Origin of the sequence: Shewanella oneidensis MR-1 (genome assembly GCF_000146165.2) — a bacterium.
GTDB lineage: Bacteria > Pseudomonadota > Gammaproteobacteria > Enterobacterales > Shewanellaceae > Shewanella > Shewanella oneidensis.
This window is the reverse complement of the sequence record NC_004347.2, coordinates 2,582,383-2,603,865: the sequence shown is the minus strand read 5'-3', so window position 1 is coordinate 2,603,865 and position 21,483 is coordinate 2,582,383. Positions and strand designations below refer to the sequence as shown.

Here is a 21,483-nt window from a genome sequence, read left to right as displayed (position 1 = left end):
AGGGCACCTAAGATAACAAGCTTTTAGCAGGTTTTATCAGCGGAGTTAGTCATCATGAAGCAGCAATATTGGCGTGAGATATCGAGGCGATGTCTGGCGCTGTTCTAAAAACTTTTGCCTTTTAGGCGACTTATTTAGAGGACCTAAGTGCATGTCTGAACCGACAGCGTTAAGTCTTATTCCACCCGTGGTGGTATTGGTGTTGGCCATTTGGTTACGCCGCCCCATTTTATCTTTGATTATTGGTGCGGTAACTGGATTTCTGTTACTCGATCCGACGCAAGTTTTAAATAATTTCGCAAGAACCTCATTAAAGGTCATGACCGATGAAACCATCGGTTGGTTGATTTTAGTGTGTGGCTGTTTTGGTGCCTTGATCGCCCTGCTAGTGCGTACCGGTGGTGCATTGGCCTTTGGTCGAAATGCATTGAAATTTGCCAAAGGGCCAAGATCCTCCCTGTTTATGACTTTTATTCTCGGGATTGTGATTTTTATCGATGACTATCTGAATGCGTTAACCGTGGGTGAAACCATGAAGCGTGTTACGGATAAGTTTAAGGTCTCCCGCGAAATGCTGGCTTATGTGGTGGATTCAACGGCGGCGCCAGTGTGTGTGTTAGTGCCACTTTCCACGTGGGCGGTATTTTTTGGTGGCTTGCTGGTCGATAACGGTGTTGCTGCAGAAGGTCAGGGGATCAGCGTTTATATGCAAGCTATTCCCTATATGCTTTACGCTTGGTTAGCCGTCGCCATGGTATTACTCGTTTCACTGGGGATTGTACCTGCGATTGGTCCGATGAAAAAAGCACAACTGCGCGCTGCAAACGGTGAACCCGCAGAGGCACAAGTTGATTTAGACCAAGTGCAAACCTCTGATGAATATGCAATCGCGGCGATTGAAGAAGAGTTTAAGCATGCTGATAATCAAGGCAAGCTGCATAACTTTTTAGTGCCGATTCTGTTACTGGTTGGCTTCACCGTTTATTTTGATATCGATGTCTGGAAAGGGTTATTAGCGACGCTGGTTATCACCCTACCTTATTATGCGGTGCAGCGTTTGATGCCATTATCAGAGATGATGGATCAAATGATTGATGGCTTTAAGAGCATGCTGCCAGCCATTGGTACTGTAATTGCGGCATTTGTGTTTAAAGATGTGTGTGATGCGATGTTGCTACCACAGTATGTTATTGAGTCCTTAAGCCCATTTATGACGCCGCAGTTATTGCCTGCGGTAGTGTTCCTATCGATGGCCATTCTGGCCTTTGCAACGGGTTCTAGCTGGGGGATTTTTGCGGTAACGATTCCCATCGTGATGCCACTGGCGCAATCGGTTGGCGCGGATATTCCATTAGTGATTGGTGCACTGTTATCAGCGTCATCATTTGGTAGCCAAGCCTGCTTCTACTCAGATTCAACCGTGTTAGCCGCCCAAGGCTCGGGTTGTAATTTAGTCAGTCATGCGGTGACTCAGTTGCCCTATGCCTTAATTGCGGCTGTTATTGCATTCTTTGGTTTTATCCTGATAGCTTAATGTTTGACTTTATTAATAAAAAACCAGCTTCGGCTGGTTTTTTTATGCCTGAGTCATCATGAGATGTTAAATTCCTATCGAATTGTGTTGGGTAGTAATTAAGTCTCATACTTAGGCCAACTCGTTTTTGGAGAAAAGCGAGCTATGTTTTGCGCGAAATTATCTTATTTCGGATAAACAAAAATAATCCCAAGCGCTGAGTTGTGAGTCGTGATGAACTTAAGGATGTAACGCTTGGCTTGAGGCTTTACCTTTACACCATTTGCCGCTGTTATGCTGCTTTTTAAATGCGCACATGCTATCCCATCGACCACTTATGCCACTGTATTGACGATGAAACTCTTTGGCTGATGTGAGCCACGCATCGGGTGCAATACCTAATTCATGGAGCAACTTAGGTCGCTGATTATCGATATAGCCTTTCTTATCAAGGTGGATGGCGCGGCCCGCCCAATCAATCAGTTCGAGATAATCGGCAAAATGAAAGGGAATGCCCGCTTGTGCATTCAGGTGTGCTGCTCCATCGAACTGGACCAGAGACTTGTGCAGAATATGAGCTTGATTGGTTGCTGAGTCAGTTTGTGGCACAGGGAGGGTTAATGGATGATTTGGGGTATTTAGCGAGTTAATTCGCTCCTGAATCGATGTAAAATCAGAGGATTGCAAAGAATCGGCAATGCCTGCTCTGATTGGATTTAAATCCACATACATCATACAGGCCAGTAGTGCTTGCTCATCTAACAGCGCTTGCGACTTAAATCGGCCTTCCCAAAAGGCGCCCTTGCACTCATCTTCTCGATTAGCCTTACGGGCGATATCTTCATTTAAACAGCGCATAAACCAGGAGATACTGCTTAATCGCTCATGACACTGGGTAATTAAGCCATCGAGCAACATGCGTTCACTTTCGATTAATGCATCACCATTCATATACTTAGTAGCAATTGCATGACCTTTAGTGATTTGGCACCAACGGCTGATAATGTCTTTTTGCGTTAACGATTTGGCCTTATCGACATCTATTTTAAGCACTAAGTGGTAATGGTTACTCATCACCGCGTAAGCGCAAATATCGATACAAAATATCGCAGACAAGGCTTTGATTTTATCAACAATCCAGCCACGCCGATGCTCGTAACTGCGCCCAGAAAGCTTATCCTCACCGCACAAAAAAGCCCTTCTGACACAGCGATTTATCACATGATAGAAGGGCGTTGCATTAGCATCAATTAACAGTCTTCTGGCCGAAGTCATAGCAAACTCCACACAGACAAAATCAGGATAATTTAAAACCTAGGTGAAGGTACTGAAAAACACAAAAAGATATGGCTGTCCCCGCTTTACTTTAGATTAAATTTTGTTCGTTCTGGCAAGTTCGTGCTCGCGAAACGAGGAATGATGTGTAGTTATTCTACTCAAATGACGAGTGACAAAGAGCAAGGGCTTGCCAGACGAACCCTTCGGGCAGCATTTGGCTGGCTTTTCTGCCGCGTTATCGTCCGTTTATGTAGAATAACTACACTGCACGGACTTTGCCTTGCATAAAAGCCAGCCAAATTGCTGCAAAAATAACTCTGAAACGTCAACACGCCCTAGTAAAAAACCAGCTTCGGCTGGTTTTTTTATGCCTGAGTCATCGTGAGATGTTAAATTCCTGTTGTATTAGTGTAGGAGAATAATAAAGTCTCTATCCTTGAGGTGACTTACTCACCCCTTTATTACTCTCCTACATCTCAAAACGTCAACACACCCTAAATATTTGACATTCAGCGGGAGTGCTACGCACTTTAGATAAGGCGAAGGGGTGAAGGCATTGTGTGATGCTCTGCCAACTGCCTTAAATGTCGTATATTAAAGCGTTATCTTGTAGTGATTATCAGCCGCCCTTTGGGAACCTCACAGGCAGTCTGCATTGTCTTAAAATGCAAAAAAGGCGCTGATGCGCCTTTTTATGGAAAGTGAACCAAAGTTATTTCTTATCTTGCTCATTATCTGCAGGAGTCGACGACTTATCGGGATTTGGCGTTGTGCTTTCAGCTGTTTCAGTTGAAGGACGAGAAGTGGGGCCAGTTTTGAGCTGTTTATCTTTATCGTGTTGACCAAACTGTGGCAGTTTGAATTTGGCACTGTATTTCAGCGCGGCAAGATTGCTGGCAACCACACCAATAACCAAAATAATAATGATCCATACTTCTAAGTCCGACATTACAACTCCTTAGTTAACGCTGACTTGCTTAATCAACGGCTAAACGTTGTTCACACTTACGAATATCTTCCGGGGTGTCAACTTCGATAGAGTCGAAGGCACTGATAGCGACCTTGATTTTATGGCCGTATTCTAGGGCGCGCAGTTGTTCTAACTTTTCCAGATCTTCAAGGCGGCCTAATGGCAGGGCTGCAAAGGCTTGCACAAATCTGCGGGTATAAGCATAAACACCTAAGTGTTTGTAAACCGGATAATCTTTAGTATCGCGACCAAAGGGAATACGCGCGCGGGAGAAGTAGAGCGCATAGTAGTCGTTATCGAAGACCATCTTCACATGCATAGGATCGTCAAGTTCAGCTTTGTTGACAATTTCATAGCCGAGGGTCGCCATTTCAAACTCGCCAGGGTGACGTTCGAATAGGCTGATCACTTGCTCGATGGAGGTTGGGTCGATAAGAGGTTGGTCGCCTTGAAGGTTAATGACTAAATCATCATCCTTCAGTCCTAATTGATTGATTGCATCGTTAATACGATCTGTGCCCGATGCCGCATCTGGGCTAGTCATTACCACTTTGCCACCGAAACCTTCAACGGCGCTTTTAATACGCTCATCATCGGTTGCAACATAAATATTGGTGAGGCCTTTGGCTAACGACGCGCGTTCGTACACGTGTTGGATCATCGGCTTGCCGTTAATCGGGGCTAAAGGTTTGCCCGGGAAGCGGCTAGAACCGTAACGCGCCGGGATTAACAGAGTGACATTCATTAAATTATCCTATTTTATCAAAGATATGCAGTATAGATAGACAAAAGGGCTCACCATGAGCCCTTGTCATCTGCTTGGGAGCTTAAATGCGACGGAACAGGGCAGTCAACATTTCGTCAGTGACTTTCTCTTCCCACGTAGGGCCGTACACGTTTGCCCATAATGGACCCATGCTCTTAGTTACCGCAACCATTTTCGCGATGGTTTCATCTGGCAGATCTTTACAGATGTTTTTCGGCAGGGTGATGTTGTGCTTCTTCATCATCAGACGGAATTCTGCCACGCCTTCAGGATAGAATTCTTCTAACACGTCGAAGGCGATACAGTTACCGATACCATGGTGGTAGCCGAGGATATAAGACAGACCATAAGATACCGCATGGCACGCACCTACTTGGCTGTAAGCGATACTCATACCGCCCATAAATGACGCCATCATCAGCTTGTCGTCTTTTTCTGGGTGATCTTCTAGGTACACTTGGCGGCAAAGGTCCATGGCTTTTTCAGCGTAGGCTTTAGAGAATTCGTTTAAGAAGGTACCTTCTAATGATTCAACGCAGTGGATATAGCAATCCATACCGGTGTAGAACCATTGGTCAGTTTCAACGCCGTCGATTAACTCAGAATCCATAATGATTTGGTCAAATACGGTGTAATCGGAGTTCAGACCTAGCTTACGCACAGGACCACATAATACGGCGGTGCGTGACGCTTCTGCACCTGTACCTGAAATCGTTGGAATACCAATATGGTGAACCGCTGGTTTTTTGATTAAATCCCAACCTTGGTACATAGCTGAACCACCTGGGTTGGTCAGCATTAGCGATACCGCTTTGGCTACGTCCATGGTTGAACCGCCACCTAAACCGACGACGCTTACTGGCAGTTTGCCGTTAAAGGCTTGCACTTGTTCAGTCAGGGCATCGATTTGAATCGTGCTTGGCTCTTCATCAACGTTAACCCAAATCAGTAAGTCTTGGGCTTTGACTGGGATGCGTGCTTCGAGTGGTTTGCCTTGGTGAACGTCATCGACTAAAAATACCACGAAGTCATCATCGGCTTTACGCTGAGCAGCTAAGACGTCGTCTAACTGGACGAAAGAGCCACGACCGAAGATCATTTTTTCAACTACTTTAAAATTTTTAAAACTCATTGCAAAAACTCCCGTTTAATTATTGGGCAAATGCTTTCTTAATGTTTTCAATACGCTCGGCAATCTGAGCATCGGTCCAAGACAATTTAATGAGCATAGAAATAGTACGGCTCATAATGGCATCAGATTTCGGCACAGAAATTTGAGTATAGTCAGGTCGGTCGGCGATTAATGTGATTGGTAACGCAGCAGGGGCCTTAAGCTCCTGAATGTGTTTCCAGTTTTTCAGATAATGCCAGTTGTTTACGTACCAGTAGAAGCAGCCGTCTACACCATTGGCAGCTAATTTTTTGCTGATCTCTTGGGTACGCGCTTCGGTAGGTAACATAAAGCTTAAGAAGCCGGCTGAATCACCTTCAGGATCGGGGATTTCACGGAAGCTAACTTCAGGAATGCTGGCCATAGCATCTTTAATGGCTTTTTTGTTTTTACGTTGAATGTCGATAATGGTATCGAGTTTACGTAACTGGGCTAAACCTAAAGCCGCATTCATTTCAGAAATACGGAAGTTCAGACCCATAATCGGGTGTGACTCTGCACCACGGTCTTTACCAATATGGTCATGGCCATGATCGGAGAACATATGGGCGTTATCGTAGATTTCAGTGTTATTGGTAATAACTGCGCCGCCTTCACCACAGGTGATGGTTTTAACTGAATCGAAAGAGTAACAACCTACATCACCGATAGTGCCGAGGGCTTGACCTTTATAGCTGCCGCCGATGGCTTGGCAAGCATCTTCAAGTAATACGAGGTTGTGCTTTTTGCAGATGGCTTTGATTTCGTCCATTTTGGCCATCGAGCCGCACATGTGCACTAAGTTAATCGCTTTTGTGCGTGGAGTGATTACGGCTTCAATGCCTTCAGGTGATAAACACAGGGTTTCGTCGATTTCGGCAAAAATCGGTACTGCACCCGCCATGAAGATGGCTTCTACTGACGCAACAAAGGTAAATGGTGGCACGATAACTTCATCGCCAGCGCCAATGCCCGCGGCCATCATTGCCGTTTGCAGCGCGGCTGTACCGCTTGATAACAGATGGGCATGCTTAACATTCATTTTCTCGCAGAGCAGTTGCTCCATATCGCGAGTCTTCCAGCGATCATTACGCATATGGTCGAAGTTATAACGGAAGGTAAAGCCGTGCTCCATCACATCGGCGACTTCTTGTTTTTCTTCTGGACCAAATAATTCAAAACCGGGCATGGAAGGTATCTCCTTAGAATTTGTGGCGCATGGTCGCGCTGCAATTAACTGGCGGATTATAACTGGGCAAAAGATCCCTTGCGATGTTTTCTTGATGAAAATAAGGTCATGTTGAGATTTCGAGCTTAGTTTTTGCTCACTTAGCAACATTAGGTGAATGAAATGATAAATGTTGCCCATTGGCAATGATATGAATGGTTAAATTGGCGATGACTCTTCTTTCGGGCTAGCCAATGAGCGAAGGGGAAGGGGGCTTAATGGTATTAGAAGCAAAAACCTGCGCAGTGGCAGGTCTTTGTGGCGGAAGTTGGGCCGTTAATGGCGTATCGTACGATGAAAGACTTACACGACTTGCGCGCGATCCACCGTGACATCAAGATCCGTTAATAGGCCATTATCGATACCGTAAATCCACCCATGGACAGCCAGTTCTTGGCCGCGAGCCCACGCTTCTTGCACGATAGTACTACTGGTGACATTGGAAACCTGTTCAATCACATTGAGTTCACACAGGCGATCAAAACGTTTGGCTTCATCCATTTGCATTAATTCATCATGGTGCAGGCGATAGACATCGCGCAAATGGCCGAGCCAATTATCGATAAGTCCCAGGCGCTGATTTCCCATTGCCGCACGAACACCACCGCAGCCATAGTGACCGACGACCATAATATGTTTCACTTTAAGCACATCGATTGCATATTGCAGTACTGAGAGACAGTTAAGATCGGTATGGATCACCATGTTGGCAATATTACGGTGAACAAAGACTTCACCCGGCATTAAATCGATGATTTGGTTCGAAGGCACTCGACTATCTGAGCAGCCTATCCAGAGGTACTCCGGATTTTGTTGTTTCGCTAATTGCTCAAAAAAATCAGGGTGCTCTTGACTAATACGTCCGGCCCAGCGAAGGTTATTATCGAATAAGGGTTTGAGTAATTTCATTTTAACCTATTGTTTTATAGACATATTGAAATGCCTTTTGCCCTAAGTGATGCAAGCTGCACTTCTTTCTCGCTTGAGTATACCAGTAAATTTGCCGCGGCTGGTCTATCCAATGTCCCTCATAGGCCCATGGTGTATTGGGCCGCGACGGAGTAAAGCTCGCTATCTTCAATATGACACTTGAGATAAGAATTGGCGTAAGCGATCAGTGACAAATTCTGCTTGTTCTAGGCTTGAAATATGGCCAGCGTTTGGAATATGGACTAATTGGCTACCATCGATGGCATCACTCATCAAATAACTTTCTAACACACTGCGAGCCTTGTCTTCTACACCGACCATCACTAGGCAAGGTAAGGTAAATTGTTCGGCAAATTCTAGGGTATCGCGCCGACCAAAAATGATCCGTCCGAGTTTTACAATACTGGGAATGCGTTCGGGCGCTAGCCTAGCTAAATTGGCTTCAAAACCGTGTACTAATTCGGGATTATTTACTTTGGCATTATCAGCAAAAAACAGCGGTGAAATTGCACTGATAAGCTGTGGTGGAATACTGCCTGCGGTTTGGATCATATCTAACATGCCAAAATATTTGGCTCGGGTGATTTCGGGCTCAAAACCAATAAAACTGTCTAGCATGACAAGCGCTTTGACGCGAGTAGGCGCTTTAAGTACCAGTTCTGCGCCCCACATGGCGCCCACGGATAAACCGATGACGGAAAATGTCTCAATCTCAAGGGCGTCCATCAGGGCTAACATATGCTCACTAATGTCTAGCAGACTATGGCAGTTTTCAGGCACGGCTGCTGATTGGCCGTGTCCCCAGAGATCGGGCACGATGCAGCGGTAGCTTTTGCATAAGTTGGCAATCTGTGGCGCCCACATGGCGCTGTCCCATAGATAGCTGTGACCAAATAACAGCGCTGGGCCTGTGCCAATATCAAGGTAACTGAGTTGGCTACCTTCGATGCTGATCTGTTGTCTGTATGATGATAAATCCATAAAACCTACTTAATGTATAAAACAAAAAATGCGAAGTGAAGAAAGCTAAAACGTGGCGTAAAAAAGCCATTAAGGCTGCGCAATCCGATGTACATACTCCGCCACTAACTCGGGTAAACGCGCGAGCACAGCGTCTTTTAGCAACATATCGCTATGCGCGATAATTTGCGTCAATGCTTGCACCTCAAATTGGGGTAATAGGATTTGTGATACGGGAAAATAGCTGATATGCCAAGGCTCTGCACTTACCGCGCTTTGGCCTCGCTGGAACGGAAAATAAAACCCAAAATCCTTGGCGTTAGCCACTAGCCACTGGTGCAATTGTGCGCAGGGGCCGCCATCACGGTATTCCGCCTCCACCAGACGCAGGGATTTGACCTCAATTTTCTCGGCATCAAATACATCGATATCCGTGCCCCAATGGTGACGTGACGCGCCGGGCAATGCCGACCAGAGTAAGATTAAATCGACTAACTCACTCTCGCTGAGCGGCGTGATATCCACGGGCTGTTCATTGATATCTAGGACCACACGTTTACCGCTGGCCTTGGCGTTCCAAATGGCGAGTTGCCGATCGAAGGGGCGATAGGCAGAGCAAATCGCCAGCTTAATACCGTCTTTGGCGGCACTGTCGGCCATCGCCTGAAAGGCAAGGGCGGTTTGTGACTCCAACTTAAACCGCGTTTCTAGCTGATGATAGGGACTGAGTAACTCAACGAGCACTAGGCCGCTCATTGAGTCATTGTCAACATCCGCTGCTAAACCTGTCTCTAACCCTAACTCTAGGTCTAGGCCATAGAGCTGGGCATTTTTTGCCGTAATTGCCATGGTGTTTAACACAGTAATTGTTCCAAAATCACTTCGTAACACAGTGCTAATTGCTCTAGATCGTCGACCTTCACACACTCGTTTACTTTATGGATGGTGGCGTTCACAGGGCCAAGTTCCAACACTTTGGCGCCTGTGGGGGCAATAAAGCGCCCATCGGAGGTGCCGCCGGTGGTTTGCGGATCGGTGTCATAGCCCGTAACTTGACGAATAGCATGGCGGGTAGCGTCTAACAGTGGGCCTTCGCCAGTTAAAAATGGCAGGCCATTGAAAGTCCAACGGATGTCGTAATCCAGTTCATGGGCTGTTAATAAGGTCTCCACGCGCTCGATTAATATCTCGGCGGTCACTTCGGTAGAATAACGGAAGTTAAACATCACCTCTAAGGCGCCAGGGATCACGTTCGATGCGCCCGTACCGCCGTTAATATTGGCGATTTGCATACTGGTTGGCGGGAAGAATGCGTTGCCATTATCCCAATGGGTTTGGCTTAATTCGGCTAAAAAGGGGGCGGCTTTGTGGATGGGATTATCTGCAAGGTGCGGATAGGCCACATGGCCCTGAACGCCTTTAACGGTTAAGTTGGCGGTGAGACTACCACGGCGACCATTTTTAACCACATCACCGAGTTTTAAGGTTGACGAGGGTTCGCCCACCAGCGCCCAAGTGATTTTCTCATTACGGGCTTCTAAGGTATCGATAACTCGAGTGGTGCCATTGATAAACGGGCCTTCTTCATCGCTGGTGATCAAAAAAGCGATCGAACCGGGATGATTAGGGTGTTTAGCCACAAAACGTTCGGTTGCGACGACCATGGCGGCGAGTGAGCCTTTCATATCGGCAGCGCCGCGACCATACAGATAACCGTCAATAATCGTGGGCTCAAAGGGCGGTGTGTGCCAGCGGCTAAGATCGCCTGTCGGTACGACATCGGTATGGCCGGCAAAACAAAATACCGGACCGGTATTCCCACGCCGTGCCCACATGTTGGTGGTGTCTTCAAAGACCATAGCTTCAATATTAAATCCTATGGCGGCAAGACGCTCGGCCATCAGGGTTTGGCAGCCTTCATCCAGCGGGGTGACGGAAGGGCGGGCGATCAACGCTTTAGTCAGTTCGGTTACCGGCCCAGTTTGCGAAGAGTGCGCAGCGTCTGTCATAGGGAAAAGACCTTCTTATATTCTGCTTCATTAAAGCCTAGGAGCACTTGTTCACCCACCACCAGCACTGGGCGTTTAATTAACGTGGGGTGAGTGAGCATCAATTTAATGGCTTTGGCTTGGTCGATATTGGTTTTATCTGCATCACTTAAGGCGCGAAAACTGGTACTGCGTTTATTAAAGACGGTTTCCCATCCGGCAATTTGACACCAATGCTGCAGATCCTTTTCTGCTAATCCATCCTCCCTAAAATCATGAAAATTAACTGGGAGTTGATGAGTTTCAATCCACTTACGGGCTTTACGTACCGTATCGCAATTTTTAATACCATAAAGAGTCAAGATGATGTTCCTATCGAGGGGCGCCGATGGCACGCATTGATTTTGCTCGCATTGTGGCATTGTGTGTTGGATGCTACAAGGGGATATCGGATTGTTCGGCTAAGTATTGAGAAAAAGATGAAGTGAATAAAGGGAATCGAGTTTTGTAAGTCGTGACGTTTAAATCTATTAACTTTTAACTCTATTTACGACGTTTTGCGTTTATCTTTTTGTCCAAATCACATAAATAAATGCCCATCGATGGATGGGCATTTATTACTATGTGAAACAGCCTAAATCAAGCATAAGCTAGGATTTAGAATTTTTGGTTGTAGCGAACATAGTATTCACGGCCAATAGGATCGTACAAGTAGGTGTCATATCCTGGGAAGCCCAAGTTCTCATTCATTGCTGGTTCTTCGTCGAGCAGATTACGAATACCTACATTCACCTTAGCATTCCACGGTAAGTTGTAACCTGCTTGCGCATCTAACAACCACTGGCTTGGTGTTTTGCCATAGTCCTCATCTTCTTGGCTATCAGTATAACGGGCAAACAATGATGCTTCCCATTCACCTTGAGTCCAAGTTGTGCTGAGGTTGGCACGGAATTGTGGTTGACCAACATCACCGATAATATCTTCAAGCTCGGAATAAGGACCATCCTTCGACTCCCAGCTTAATACGTAGTTAGTTTCTGCACCGAAGCGGAACTCACCCACACTGGTTTCAAGCAGGTAACGAATATTGAAGTCAATACCAGAAGTTTTTAATTCACCGAGGTTCATCTTCTGTAGAACAACATAATCAATTTTACCTGTTACAGGGTCTCTAAACAGAACATTTGACATATCAAAGCCATCACGCTCTTGGTTAAGGACGTCTTGGGTTGACATGGTGCTGATCACATTGTCGATTTGAATGTCATAGTATGAGAGTTCAAAATCTAATGCGTCGGTGACGTTCCATACCAAGCCTAAAGAGAGTGAAGTCGACTCTTCGGGTTCTAAGTCATCATTCCCTTGATATTGAGCTTTGAATTGTTCTTGCACGCAACCATTAGGATTACCCGGACATTGCGTCCAGTCTCTAGCCCAAAGATAGGTTTCTGAAGCTGTAGCGTATAAGTCATCAAAGGTCGGAGCTCTAAAACCTGTGCCATAAGACGCACGAACTAACAGCGAATCAACGGGACGGTAACTTAAACCCACTTTAGGATTAAAGGTACTGCCAAAATCACTGTAGTCATCAAAACGTGCAGATAATTCTAAATCAAGTCCATCGATAATCGGGAACATAGTCTCAGCAGAGAAAGATAACACTTCTCGTGATTTACCTTGGATATTGTCGCCACCTGAAGTACCGATAATATTACCTAGGTTTGAACCCGCATCATTAGTCTTGTCGTACTCGGTACGCATAAATTCAAAACCGATGGCTAAGGGGACTGTGCCTGCTGGTAATTCAAATAAATCAAAGCTGGCACCACCATCGATTCCGTAGGTTTGGACGCGACCAGTGAAAATTCCTGTATGGGCGGCTTCTTGCAGTTGCAGCTCGTTTGAGCCTTCAACATAACCTGTACCCGCGGCAAAGTAATCTAATTTACCATTATCCAAAAACTCTTGGATCATATTGGCATTAGCTAAGCCAGTTTGAATGGTGGTGACATCTGAGCGAATCCACTGAGCACCTAAGTTCCAAGCGGTGCCGCCTAAAATATCACTATGACCTTCAAGCGCAGTTAAGAAGTTGATATCGGTATCTTCAACATTAGTAACACGTGGCCCAAGTGGCGTCGTACGCATTTTTAAATTGATGGTGTCACCACCAATTAAGTTACCTTTAGCATCATACTTCAGTTGGTTTTTTAAATAATCGTTGCCATATTTATTAACCGTTGCTAGATAAATATCACTGTTTTCTTTTGTCCAACGTAATTTAGGGCTATAACTGTTTGGTGCGGCGGCATATTGCCCCTCGGTCCAAACGCGGCTCATCATTAAGCGGTTAGTCCAGTTAATATCTTCAGTTAACTCGTGATCTACTTTGACGAAGGTTGAGAATCGTTCTTGTGCCGCCATCGTTGCCGATTCTGCTGCAGCATTATATGAACAAGTTTGATTTCCATCAGGTCCTGTGACTAAAGAGTTTCCCTCACCGCAACGTTTATCTGCAAATGATACTGTTTGATATTTTCCGGTTGGTTTTCCGTCCGCATCTAAAATTGGTTTTGTTTTATCAACATAAGAACCAGTACCAGGCCATCCATGAGCGCTATAAAGGGTATCGCTGTAATCGCGATCCGCATCGTAAAGTGCTGCGCGATTATAGTATTCAACCGAGGCAACCATATTGGTTTTTTCGCTATTGACACCAAAAGTGAAACGAGCATTTGATTTTTCTGCTCCACCATGTTGAGTCGCACCTAAATCTGCATCAAATTCAACACCTTCAAATTCTTTTTTGGTGATAATGTTAATTACACCAGCAACCGCATCAGAACCATAAACCGCTGATGCGCCGTCACGCAGAACTTCAATACGTTCAATCGCTGCCATGGGGACAACGTTGAGGTTTTGTGTACCGCCACCAAAGGCAACTGACGAGCCCATACGACGACCATCGATTAGCACTAAAGTACGTTGCGAACCTAAACCACGCATGCTTACTGTGGATTGTGAAGATTGTCCAGAACCAAAGCCTGATGCTTCGCGGAAAGAGCCAAAGCTGTTTTGCGATAGGTTACGCACAAAATCAGACACAGTAGCAGTACCAGAAGCATCAATTTCTGCGCGGCTGATAACTGTCACTGGAGAAGATGTTTCCATATCGGTACGTTGGATTCTTGATCCGGTTACAGCGATACGTTCAACTTTATTAGCATCTACAGCACCTTGTTCTGCAGCCATCGCAATCGGTGCAATCGAGGTGGATACTAAGGCTAATAAACTAAAACGAACCGCACGAGCTACGGTTGTTTGCGTAGTCATATATTTTCATTCCCTTAACAATGCCGTGATGATCAGGAAGGGTTTCATCAAGGCTTATATTTATTTGCAACCGCCCTCCATAGTCGGAAAACTATCATTAACAACTTTAATATCAATACCTTAATTGTTGTTGTAATATTGCGGGCATGTTGCATTTGTGAAGTTTGAAAGACTAATTAAGGTGGTGCTGAAGTAAATTTCTGAGGTATGGCATGCGAAAACCCTCAGTTGTATCGCAATGTAACGCAACAGTATCTTTACAATATCAGCCTTTAGGTTGAATTCATCATTTTGATGAGTTTTAAATTATGTGATCTTCATCAATTAGCGTTAAAAGGAGCGAATAGAAAGTATCTTATTAGGTGTTGAAATATAGACCATTATTGGCTGTAGTTTAGCGGATTTAACAAATGGAACAGCTCAAGCATATTTTTCATGCTTATGGTTTATTTTACAATCGGGATATGAGTCCATTGGGTGGTATAACGTGGAGAGAGTTGACCGCGCTTCATGCTCCAATCTGTATTAATAAGCCCTTATCCTGCAAATTTAATATTTCCTTTACCGCTGTGATTGATACGATCAAGCAGTTTCATCAATTCTTTACTTTTAGGTTGTGGTTTGGCCTCGTCAAACAATCCTAACTGAAACACGCCTGGCGCATAAAAATCGCCCAGCATGACGCCAGCTTTAGCATAGGCGGGACCTGTACGCCAAAGCCGATGCAATAGTCGCTGCGCTAATTCGATAAAATCACGGGTATTGTCACTGGGAGACACAAGATGTCCAGTCAATGCTTGGCTATATTGGGGCTGATTAACAGCTAAATAACTGGTTCGAATAAACACAGATAAGGTACGCGCAAGCAGGCCTTCTGCTCGCAGTTTTTCACAAGGCCCTAAAGGTATTATAGTCACTGATTGCCTGTTGCATCGCCTCAAAGGTGGGTAATGCGTGATCCAAAGGAGCGAGAGCTGACGATTTGCAGCTTTGTCGCCACAACCTGTTGAATATCATCACAGGTGATAGCGTTTAGCTCAAGCACCGTTCGTTCAACTGTGACGGAAAAACTGTCTCGGATAAGTTTAGGGTGGGTATCTGGATGGAGTATTGCAAGCCAACTTTTTTGAGCAATCTTCCTCACCTTTGGAAATAAAGTTCTGATTCGAATAAAGGCTTAAGTACGCTTGCCTCTGTAGCGGTGGGGCAGCGTTTGGGGCTGCGAGGAGACTAAAGCGGTTGGCATCTTGAGCCGCAAGTTCAGTTTAATGTGCAAACCTTCAATCAGAGTGTTACCAAGGCAGAAAGTAACGTTGGCACTGAGAGTGCGGTAAGTTTTGCTACAAGCACGGCATTAACCTCACGGATTGGGGCGAGATTGTCCAAGACTTGGATGAACGGTGATGAGCAACCTGATTCACTGTGGATAACGCCTAGTGTGATCCATACTCGCGGCGCGGATAGCAAGACTTGCTTTAGCACGCCGAGCCAAGGTAGCGTTGCTTTTAGAGATCAACTTATGGGTACTCGTGCAAGTTTGCAAATAGGGATGGATGGGTATGTCACAGAAAATGTAAGTGTTAATGCCAGGGTGGGAGGAGAAATTAGCCTGTCTGGCGATAGTCAGTCAAGTTATGGTGGTTAGATTGGTGCTAAGGTTGTGTTTTAACAGGAACTGAATAGTCAGACTCACGCGGATTTGAGCTGGTCGTTATCCTAATTGCTAAATTCCAGCAGCGTGGTGCCTCTAGATTAAAAACAGTTCAATTTTATTAGGATGAGGCGAGAACAACATTTGTTGTTCTCGCTATTTAAGCGATGAACCCGATATCACTTTGTATTTCAGCGCCTCTAGGTCGATAGCGGGGCGTAATTTATTGGCTATCATGTTGATGTTAATCTCAAAACTTAAGTTATGCTAAGTGCTTACAAGCCGGCATTAAAGCGGCAACAACACATAGATAAATCATTGATACATCAATCAGACCTAGGGATACTGTGCTGCTTAAAAGCGTATCAAGCGGTTTATCTACAATATACCGTGACATGCTCAATGAAAGATGGATATGACTGCTATCAAAATGCGTTAGCGGAGCGAGTAAACGGTATATTGAAATAGATGTGGCAACTCATAAGCCAGTAACGCCGCAAAAAAGTAAGGCAGATGGGAGCCGATTTATAATCAACGATGCCCCATTTTGCCTTAAAATACAAAACGCCCAATGAGGTTCATCAGGCATTTTAGGTGAAAATAAGTTCAGAATTAGGCCAAGTGAATGAGGAATCAAAGACTATCCCCCTTCACTATCCCGCGAACTTAATTCAACATACAGGCAGCGTAATAGTTGGATGTGCTGCTACTTGTTACTCTTTCTCCACTGTTTAAGTGCACTGAGTAATAGGTTGAGCCTGACAATTTTGTCCAGTATCCGTTCGATGAACCACCACAGCTACTGGCTATCGGCCAGCCATGAGTAGCACACATCGCATTATTTGGTACATAACCTGAATCTGGTGCTGCTGTGGGAGATTGGGTTGCATCAACAAAAAGGGCTTTCATCTCATTGACACTCCCTAGCCGCAATCCCAAATCTGTACAAAAACTATTTGCTTGTGCATAAGATCTCCTTATTTTTTCAGGTTCGGTGAACACATTAATCCATGGCACGGCTTTGGTTTCTACACTAGAGGATATACCATCCAAAGACGCGGATATTGTTGCAATACCACTCGGTCCAGCTTTGATTACACCTGTAGCATTGACACTCATTGCACCAGAGTTGTTAGTGGACCACAGCACTGTATTGGTGATATCTGTATTACTTCCATCAGAATATTGCCCCGTTGCTTTTAGCTGTTTAGTGGCTTGTATATATCTACTTGTTTCCGCAGTGTTACGCCCCAAAGAGAGTGAATCAAGAGAATTTGGAGTAATTGAGATGGCAACCAGAGCAGCATTGGTGACAGTCAGCTGAGCTGTTGCACTGAAAGATATTCCGTTCGTGGTACCTGATGCAGTAACAGTGGCATTGCCAAGGGCAACTCCAGTCGCGATTCCGTTACTGCCTGGTTGATTGCTGCTGATAGTCGCCACACTCGATGGTGCTGTACTCCAACTTAATGTTGGCTCGTTAGTGACATCAATCATTTCACCGTCAGACATAGTGGCTATCGCTGAGAATGGTTTAGTTAAACCTATTGGTACCAATTCAGTCTTTGGTTCGATGGCTAAGGCTGTCACAACAGCATTGGTTACTGTCAGTTGGGCAGTAGCACTAAAGAATGTCCGATTGGCAGATCCTGAGACCGTAATCGTAGCAATTCCGGGAGTGATACCTGTGGCAACACCATTATTTCCCGGTTGATTACTGCTGATAATGGCAACACTTGATGGAGTGCTACTCCAACTAATGGCTGGATCATTAGTAATATCTTGCATTCTGCCGTCAGAAAAAATAGCTGTGGCAATAAATGTTTTAGTTAATCCAACCGGAACGATCTGGGGTGTTGGTGAGATTTCCAAAGCTGTAATCACAGCATCCGTTACTGTTAATTGAGCTGTCGCACTAAAAAACGTCCTGTTCACTGTCCCAGACGCAGTTATTGTTGCAATACCAGTACTCACTCCTGTAGCAAGACCATTGTTATCTGGTTGACTACTGCTGATAGTCGCAATACTCGGCGCATTACTGCTCCAGCTTAGAGTTGGCTCATTTGTAACATCTCGCATTCTGCCATCAGAAAAGGTAGCTATTGCAGTAAACGCTTTTGTCAGTCCAACTGGGACGAATTCCGTTACTGGCGAGACTTCCAAAGCAGTGATAACGGCTTCTGACACTGTAAGCTGAGCTGTAGCACTAATGAACACTCTGTTCACAGTCCCTGATGCTGTTATTGTTGCAGTACCGATACTGACTCCAGTAGCAATACCATTACTATCTGACTGGTTACTGCTGATGGTAACGATATTCAATGCATTACTGCTCCAGCTTAGCGACGGATCATTGGTTACATCCTGTGTGCTGCCATCGGATAAGGTAGCTATTGCCGTAAATTTCTTGGTTAATCCAGCAGGAACGGACTCGGTTGCAGGTGTGACTTGCAAAGCGGTGAGCACCGCTTTAGTAACGTCCAACTGAGCCGTTGCATTGAATAGAGTGCCATCCACATATGCAGTGGCCGTGATGGTTGCTGTGCCGGTAGTCACCCCAGTTGCAATTCCATTGTTGCTGGGCTGGTTGCTGCTGATAGTTGCAATACTTAATGACGAGCTACTCCAGCTTAACGCTGGGTCGTTAGTCAGATCCTGAGTTCGACCATCGGATAGGGTAGCTATTGCTGTAAATGCTTTTGTCAATCCAACCGGAACAGACTCGGTTACTGGTGTGACTTGCAGTGCCGTCACAACGGCATTGGTTACTGTCAGTTGAGCCGTTGCACTAAAGAACGTTCGATTAGCCGTTACAGATGCCGTGATCATTGCTGTTCCGGGAGCAACACCAGTGATAATACCATTGTCTTCAGCCTGATTACTGCTGATGGTGGCAACAGTCGATGGCGTGCTATTCCAGCTAATAGCTGGATCGTTAGTAACATCCAGTGTTCTACCATCGGAAAGGATGGCTATTGCCGTAAATTGCTTGGTTAATCCAGTAGGAACAGACTCGGTTACTGGTGTGACTTGCAAAGCGGTGAGCACCGCTTTAGTAACGTCCAACTGAGCCGTTGCATTGAATAGAGTGCCATCCACATATGCAGTGGCCGTGATGGTTGCTGTGCCAGTAGTCACCCCAGTTGCAATTCCATTGCTGCTGGGCTGGTTGCTGCTGATAGTTGCAATACTTAATGACGAGCTACTCCAGCTTAACGCTGGGTCGTTAGTAACATCAAGTGTTCTACCATCAGACAGGGTGGCTATTGCCGTAAATGGCTTGGTTAATCCAACCGGAACGGGCTCAGTTGTCGGTGTGACTTGCAAGGCTGTTACCACCGCTTGAGTGACGTCCAACTGAGCTGAATAGTGTACCATCCACATATGCGGTGGCCTTGATAGTTGCTGTGCCAGTAGTCACCCCAGTTGCAATTCCATTGTTGCTGGGCTGGTTACTGTTGATAGTTGCAATACTTAATGACGAGCTACTCCAGCTTAACGCTGGGTCGTTGGTCAGATCCTGAGTGCGACCATCGGATAAAGTGGCTATTGCCGTAAATTGCTTGGTTAATCCGACTGGTATTGACTCTGTTACTGGTGTGACTTGCAGTGCCGTCACAACGGCATTGGTTACGGTCAGTTGAGCGGTTGCACTAAAGAACGTTCGATTTGCAGCTAAAGATGCAGTTATCGTTGCAGTTCCGGGAGCTACACCAGTGGTAATACCGTTGTCTTCAGGCTGATTACTGCTGATGGTGACAACACTCGATGGAGTGCTACCCCAGCTAATGGCAGGATCGTTGGTCAGATCCTGAGTGCGACCATCGGATAGGGTAGCTATTGCAGTAAATGGTTTAGTCAATCCAACCGGTACCGAATCAATTGCGGGAGTGATTTGCAAAGCAGTGACCACGGCTTGAGTAACATTTAACTGTGCTGTTGCATTGAAGAATGTGCCATCCACATATGCTGTGGCCGTGATGGTGGTTGAGCCTGTGCTCACACCAGTTGCTAACCCGTTATTATTAGGTTGGCTACTATTAATGGTGGCAATACTTGGTGAATCACTGCTCCAGCTTAGTGCTGGGTCGTTGGTCAGATCCTGAGTTCGGCCATCAGAAAGGGTAGCTATTGCAGTAAATGGTTTAGTCAATCCAACCGGTACCGAATCAATTGCGGGAGTGATTTGCAAAGCAGTGACCACGGCTTGAGTAACATTTAACTGTGCTGTTGCATTGAAGAATGTGCCATCCACATATGCTGTGGCCGTGATGGTGGTTGAGCCTGTGCTCACACCAGTTGCTAACCCGTTATTATTAGGTTGGCTACTATTAATGGTGGCAATACTTGGTGAATCACTGCTCCAGCTTAGTGCTGGGTCGTTGGTCAGATCCTGAGTTCGGCCATCAGAAAGGGTGGCTATTGCAGTAAATAGTTTAGTCAATCCAACCGGTACCGAATCAATTGCGGGAGTGATTTGCAAAGCAGTGACCACGGCTTGAGTAACATCTAACTGTGCTGTTGCATTGAAGAATGTGCCATTCACATATGCTGTGGCCGTGATGGTGGTTGAGCCTGTGCTTACACCAGTTGCTAACCCGTTATTATTAGGCTGGCTACTATTAATGGTGGCAATACTTGGTGAATTACTGCTCCAGCTCAATGCTGGGTCGTTGGTCAGATCCTGAGTGCGACCATCGGATAAGGTAGCAATTGCCGTAAATTGCGTGGTTAATCCGACTGGTACTGATTTCGTTACAGGGGTGGCTTGCAATTGAATAATGACAGCCTCTGTGATCGTCACTTGTGCTGTAGATGTGAATGTTTGACCGTTGGTGGCAATAAACGCACTAATAGTCACATTTCCCGGAGTTATTCCAGTAAGCCTTCCTTTATTGACACCGCTAGTTAAAATCGTGGCAATTGACGGCTCATCAACAGTCCAACTAAGTGCATCATCTTTAGTTACATCAAATACACGCCCATCTGAAAATATGGCTTTGGCATGAAACTGCTGAGATAAACCTGCAGGTAAAGAAGAAACAACAGGCTCTATCTGTAGTCTAGAGACAACTGCATCGGTGACAATTACTTGCACAGATGACTTAAAGGTTTGTCCGTTAGCAACACCAGAAGCAGTAATTGTCACCGTACCGGGAGCGACTCCCGTCAGCAAACCTTGCTTGGTACCGTTACCCACAATTGTTGCCACTTGTGTATTGCTACTGCTCCAACTCAACGCAGCATCAGAAGTTACATCTAAAACTCGGCCATCAGACAGAGTAGCCTGAGCAATTAACTGTTCAGATAAACCAACGGGAATTGATGAGGCAACGGGAGTGACTTGGAGCTTTACTACTACAGCAGGAGTAACAGTAACCTTAGCCGTTGCAGTGAAACTCTGGCCATTAGCAGTACCAGATGCCGTCATTGTTACGACTCCAGTGCTAAGCCCTGTGAACTTCCCTTTATCTGCTTCAGTATTACTAATATTGGCAATCTGTGAAGCACTACTACTCCAAGTCAATGCTGGATCTGTCGTTACATCAATTACTTGTCCATCGGACAGTGTTGCTTGAGCGTGTAATGTTCCGGATAAGCCAATTGGAATTGATGAAACGGCAGGAGTCACCTGAAGTTGGGTAACAACAGAATCAGTTACGGTTAAATTAGCAGTTTGTTCTGGTCTAATCCCATCGGACACTTAATTTTGAGA

General features: G+C 45.5%; 16 protein-coding genes and 2 pseudogenes. 3 read left to right on the top strand and 15 right to left on the bottom strand.

Annotated features, from left to right (window positions below):
• Positions 1-151 precede the first annotated feature (151 nt).
• Positions 152-1,534: a Na+/H+ antiporter NhaC family protein gene (locus tag SO_RS11385; RefSeq protein ID WP_011072447.1), complete on the top strand. Its 1,383-nt coding sequence runs from the start codon at positions 152-154 to the stop codon at positions 1,532-1,534.
• A gap of 219 nt (positions 1,535-1,753) precedes the next feature.
• On the opposite strand, the gene SO_RS11380 is transcribed toward SO_RS11385, so the two are convergent.
• From SO_RS11380 to SO_RS23235, 13 genes are all read right to left on the bottom strand, one after another.
• Positions 1,754-2,788: a transposase gene (locus tag SO_RS11380; protein WP_011072446.1), complete on the bottom strand. Its 1,035-nt coding sequence runs from the start codon at positions 2,786-2,788 to the stop codon at positions 1,754-1,756.
• A 715-nt stretch (positions 2,789-3,503) separates the two neighbouring features.
• On the bottom strand, positions 3,504-3,740 hold the full coding sequence (locus SO_RS11375; RefSeq protein ID WP_011072445.1) for a DUF2897 family protein: 237 nt from the start codon (positions 3,738-3,740) through the stop codon (positions 3,504-3,506).
• A gap of 28 nt (positions 3,741-3,768) precedes the next feature.
• The gene (kdsB, locus tag SO_RS11370) at positions 3,769-4,506 is read right to left on the bottom strand and encodes an 8-amino-3,8-dideoxy-manno-octulosonate cytidylyltransferase KdsB (protein ID WP_011072444.1); all 738 of its coding nucleotides are present in this window, start codon (positions 4,504-4,506) and stop codon (positions 3,769-3,771) included.
• An 82-nt stretch (positions 4,507-4,588) separates the two neighbouring features.
• A complete protein-coding gene (gene kdnB / locus SO_RS11365) occupies positions 4,589-5,659 on the bottom strand; it encodes a 3-deoxy-alpha-D-manno-octulosonate 8-oxidase KdnB (protein WP_011072443.1) in 1,071 nt (356 codons plus the stop codon).
• A 19-nt stretch (positions 5,660-5,678) separates the two neighbouring features.
• The gene (gene kdnA / locus SO_RS11360) at positions 5,679-6,866 is read right to left on the bottom strand and encodes an 8-amino-3,8-dideoxy-alpha-D-manno-octulosonate transaminase KdnA (protein ID WP_011072442.1); all 1,188 of its coding nucleotides are present in this window, start codon (positions 6,864-6,866) and stop codon (positions 5,679-5,681) included.
• A gap of 342 nt (positions 6,867-7,208) precedes the next feature.
• Positions 7,209-7,814 (bottom strand): carbonate dehydratase, encoded by a 606-nt coding sequence (can, locus tag SO_RS11355; protein WP_011072441.1) that lies wholly within the window; start codon positions 7,812-7,814, stop codon positions 7,209-7,211.
• A 168-nt stretch (positions 7,815-7,982) separates the two neighbouring features.
• Positions 7,983-8,816 (bottom strand): alpha/beta fold hydrolase, encoded by an 834-nt coding sequence (locus tag SO_RS11350; RefSeq protein ID WP_011072440.1) that lies wholly within the window; start codon positions 8,814-8,816, stop codon positions 7,983-7,985.
• Between the two features lie 69 nt (positions 8,817-8,885).
• Positions 8,886-9,656, bottom strand: coding sequence for a M15 family metallopeptidase (locus tag SO_RS11345; RefSeq protein WP_405130448.1), 771 nt, complete (start codon positions 9,654-9,656; stop codon positions 8,886-8,888).
• Positions 9,650-10,804: a succinyl-diaminopimelate desuccinylase gene (dapE, locus tag SO_RS11340; protein ID WP_011072438.1), complete on the bottom strand. Its 1,155-nt coding sequence runs from the start codon at positions 10,802-10,804 to the stop codon at positions 9,650-9,652. Before dapE ends, SO_RS11345 begins: the two co-directional genes overlap by 7 nt.
• The gene (locus SO_RS11335) at positions 10,801-11,145 is read right to left on the bottom strand and encodes an ArsC family reductase (RefSeq protein ID WP_011072437.1); all 345 of its coding nucleotides are present in this window, start codon (positions 11,143-11,145) and stop codon (positions 10,801-10,803) included. The genes dapE and SO_RS11335 overlap by 4 nt, the downstream gene beginning before the upstream one ends.
• A gap of 295 nt (positions 11,146-11,440) precedes the next feature.
• Positions 11,441-14,116, bottom strand: a complete 2,676-nt coding sequence (locus tag SO_RS11330) for a TonB-dependent receptor plug domain-containing protein (protein WP_011072436.1) — start codon at positions 14,114-14,116, stop codon at positions 11,441-11,443.
• A 446-nt stretch (positions 14,117-14,562) separates the two neighbouring features.
• The gene (locus SO_RS23240) at positions 14,563-14,628 is read right to left on the bottom strand and encodes a DUF4113 domain-containing protein (protein WP_238560595.1); all 66 of its coding nucleotides are present in this window, start codon (positions 14,626-14,628) and stop codon (positions 14,563-14,565) included.
• 24 nt (positions 14,629-14,652) lie between these two features.
• Entirely contained in the window at positions 14,653-15,033 is a 381-nt protein-coding gene (locus SO_RS23235) for a DinB/UmuC family translesion DNA polymerase (RefSeq protein ID WP_238560482.1), read from the bottom strand.
• A gap of 332 nt (positions 15,034-15,365) precedes the next feature.
• Between SO_RS23235 and SO_RS11320 the strand changes: the two are divergent.
• Positions 15,366-15,761, top strand: a pseudogene (locus SO_RS11320) (autotransporter outer membrane beta-barrel domain-containing protein); the annotation flags it as partial.
• Between the two features lie 231 nt (positions 15,762-15,992).
• Positions 15,993-16,361: pseudogene (locus SO_RS23510) on the top strand (integrase core domain-containing protein); the annotation flags it as partial.
• 72 nt (positions 16,362-16,433) lie between these two features.
• On the opposite strand, the gene SO_RS11315 reads toward SO_RS23510, so the two are convergent.
• Both SO_RS11315 and SO_RS11310 read right to left on the bottom strand, forming a co-directional pair.
• On the bottom strand, positions 16,434-19,151 hold the full coding sequence (locus SO_RS11315) for an Ig-like domain-containing protein (protein WP_164925712.1): 2,718 nt from the start codon (positions 19,149-19,151) through the stop codon (positions 16,434-16,436).
• On the bottom strand, positions 19,072-21,471 hold the full coding sequence (locus tag SO_RS11310) for a beta strand repeat-containing protein (RefSeq protein WP_164925711.1): 2,400 nt from the start codon (positions 21,469-21,471) through the stop codon (positions 19,072-19,074). Before SO_RS11310 ends, SO_RS11315 begins: the two co-directional genes overlap by 80 nt.
• Positions 21,472-21,483 lie beyond the last annotated feature (12 nt).

Bases quoted from the DNA above. Each gene is read 5' to 3' on its own strand.
- kdsB (WP_011072444.1), bottom strand. From the start codon at position 4,506: ATGAATGTCACTCTGTTAATCCCGGCGCGTTACGGTTCTAGCCGCTTC.
- SO_RS11380 (WP_011072446.1), bottom strand. From the start codon at position 2,788: ATGACTTCGGCCAGAAGACTGTTAATTGATGCTAATGCAACGCCCTTC.
- SO_RS11315 (WP_164925712.1), bottom strand. From the start codon at position 19,151: ATGTGGATGGTACACTATTCAGCTCAGTTGGACGTCACTCAAGCGGTG.
- SO_RS11350 (WP_011072440.1), bottom strand. From the start codon at position 8,816: ATGGATTTATCATCATACAGACAACAGATCAGCATCGAAGGTAGCCAA.
- SO_RS11385 (WP_011072447.1), top strand. From the start codon at position 152: ATGTCTGAACCGACAGCGTTAAGTCTTATTCCACCCGTGGTGGTATTG.
- can (WP_011072441.1), bottom strand. From the start codon at position 7,814: ATGAAATTACTCAAACCCTTATTCGATAATAACCTTCGCTGGGCCGGA.
- kdnA (WP_011072442.1), bottom strand. From the start codon at position 6,866: ATGCCCGGTTTTGAATTATTTGGTCCAGAAGAAAAACAAGAAGTCGCC.
- dapE (WP_011072438.1), bottom strand. From the start codon at position 10,804: ATGACAGACGCTGCGCACTCTTCGCAAACTGGGCCGGTAACCGAACTG.
- SO_RS11375 (WP_011072445.1), bottom strand. From the start codon at position 3,740: ATGTCGGACTTAGAAGTATGGATCATTATTATTTTGGTTATTGGTGTG.
- SO_RS11330 (WP_011072436.1), bottom strand. From the start codon at position 14,116: ATGACTACGCAAACAACCGTAGCTCGTGCGGTTCGTTTTAGTTTATTA.
- kdnB (WP_011072443.1), bottom strand. From the start codon at position 5,659: ATGAGTTTTAAAAATTTTAAAGTAGTTGAAAAAATGATCTTCGGTCGT.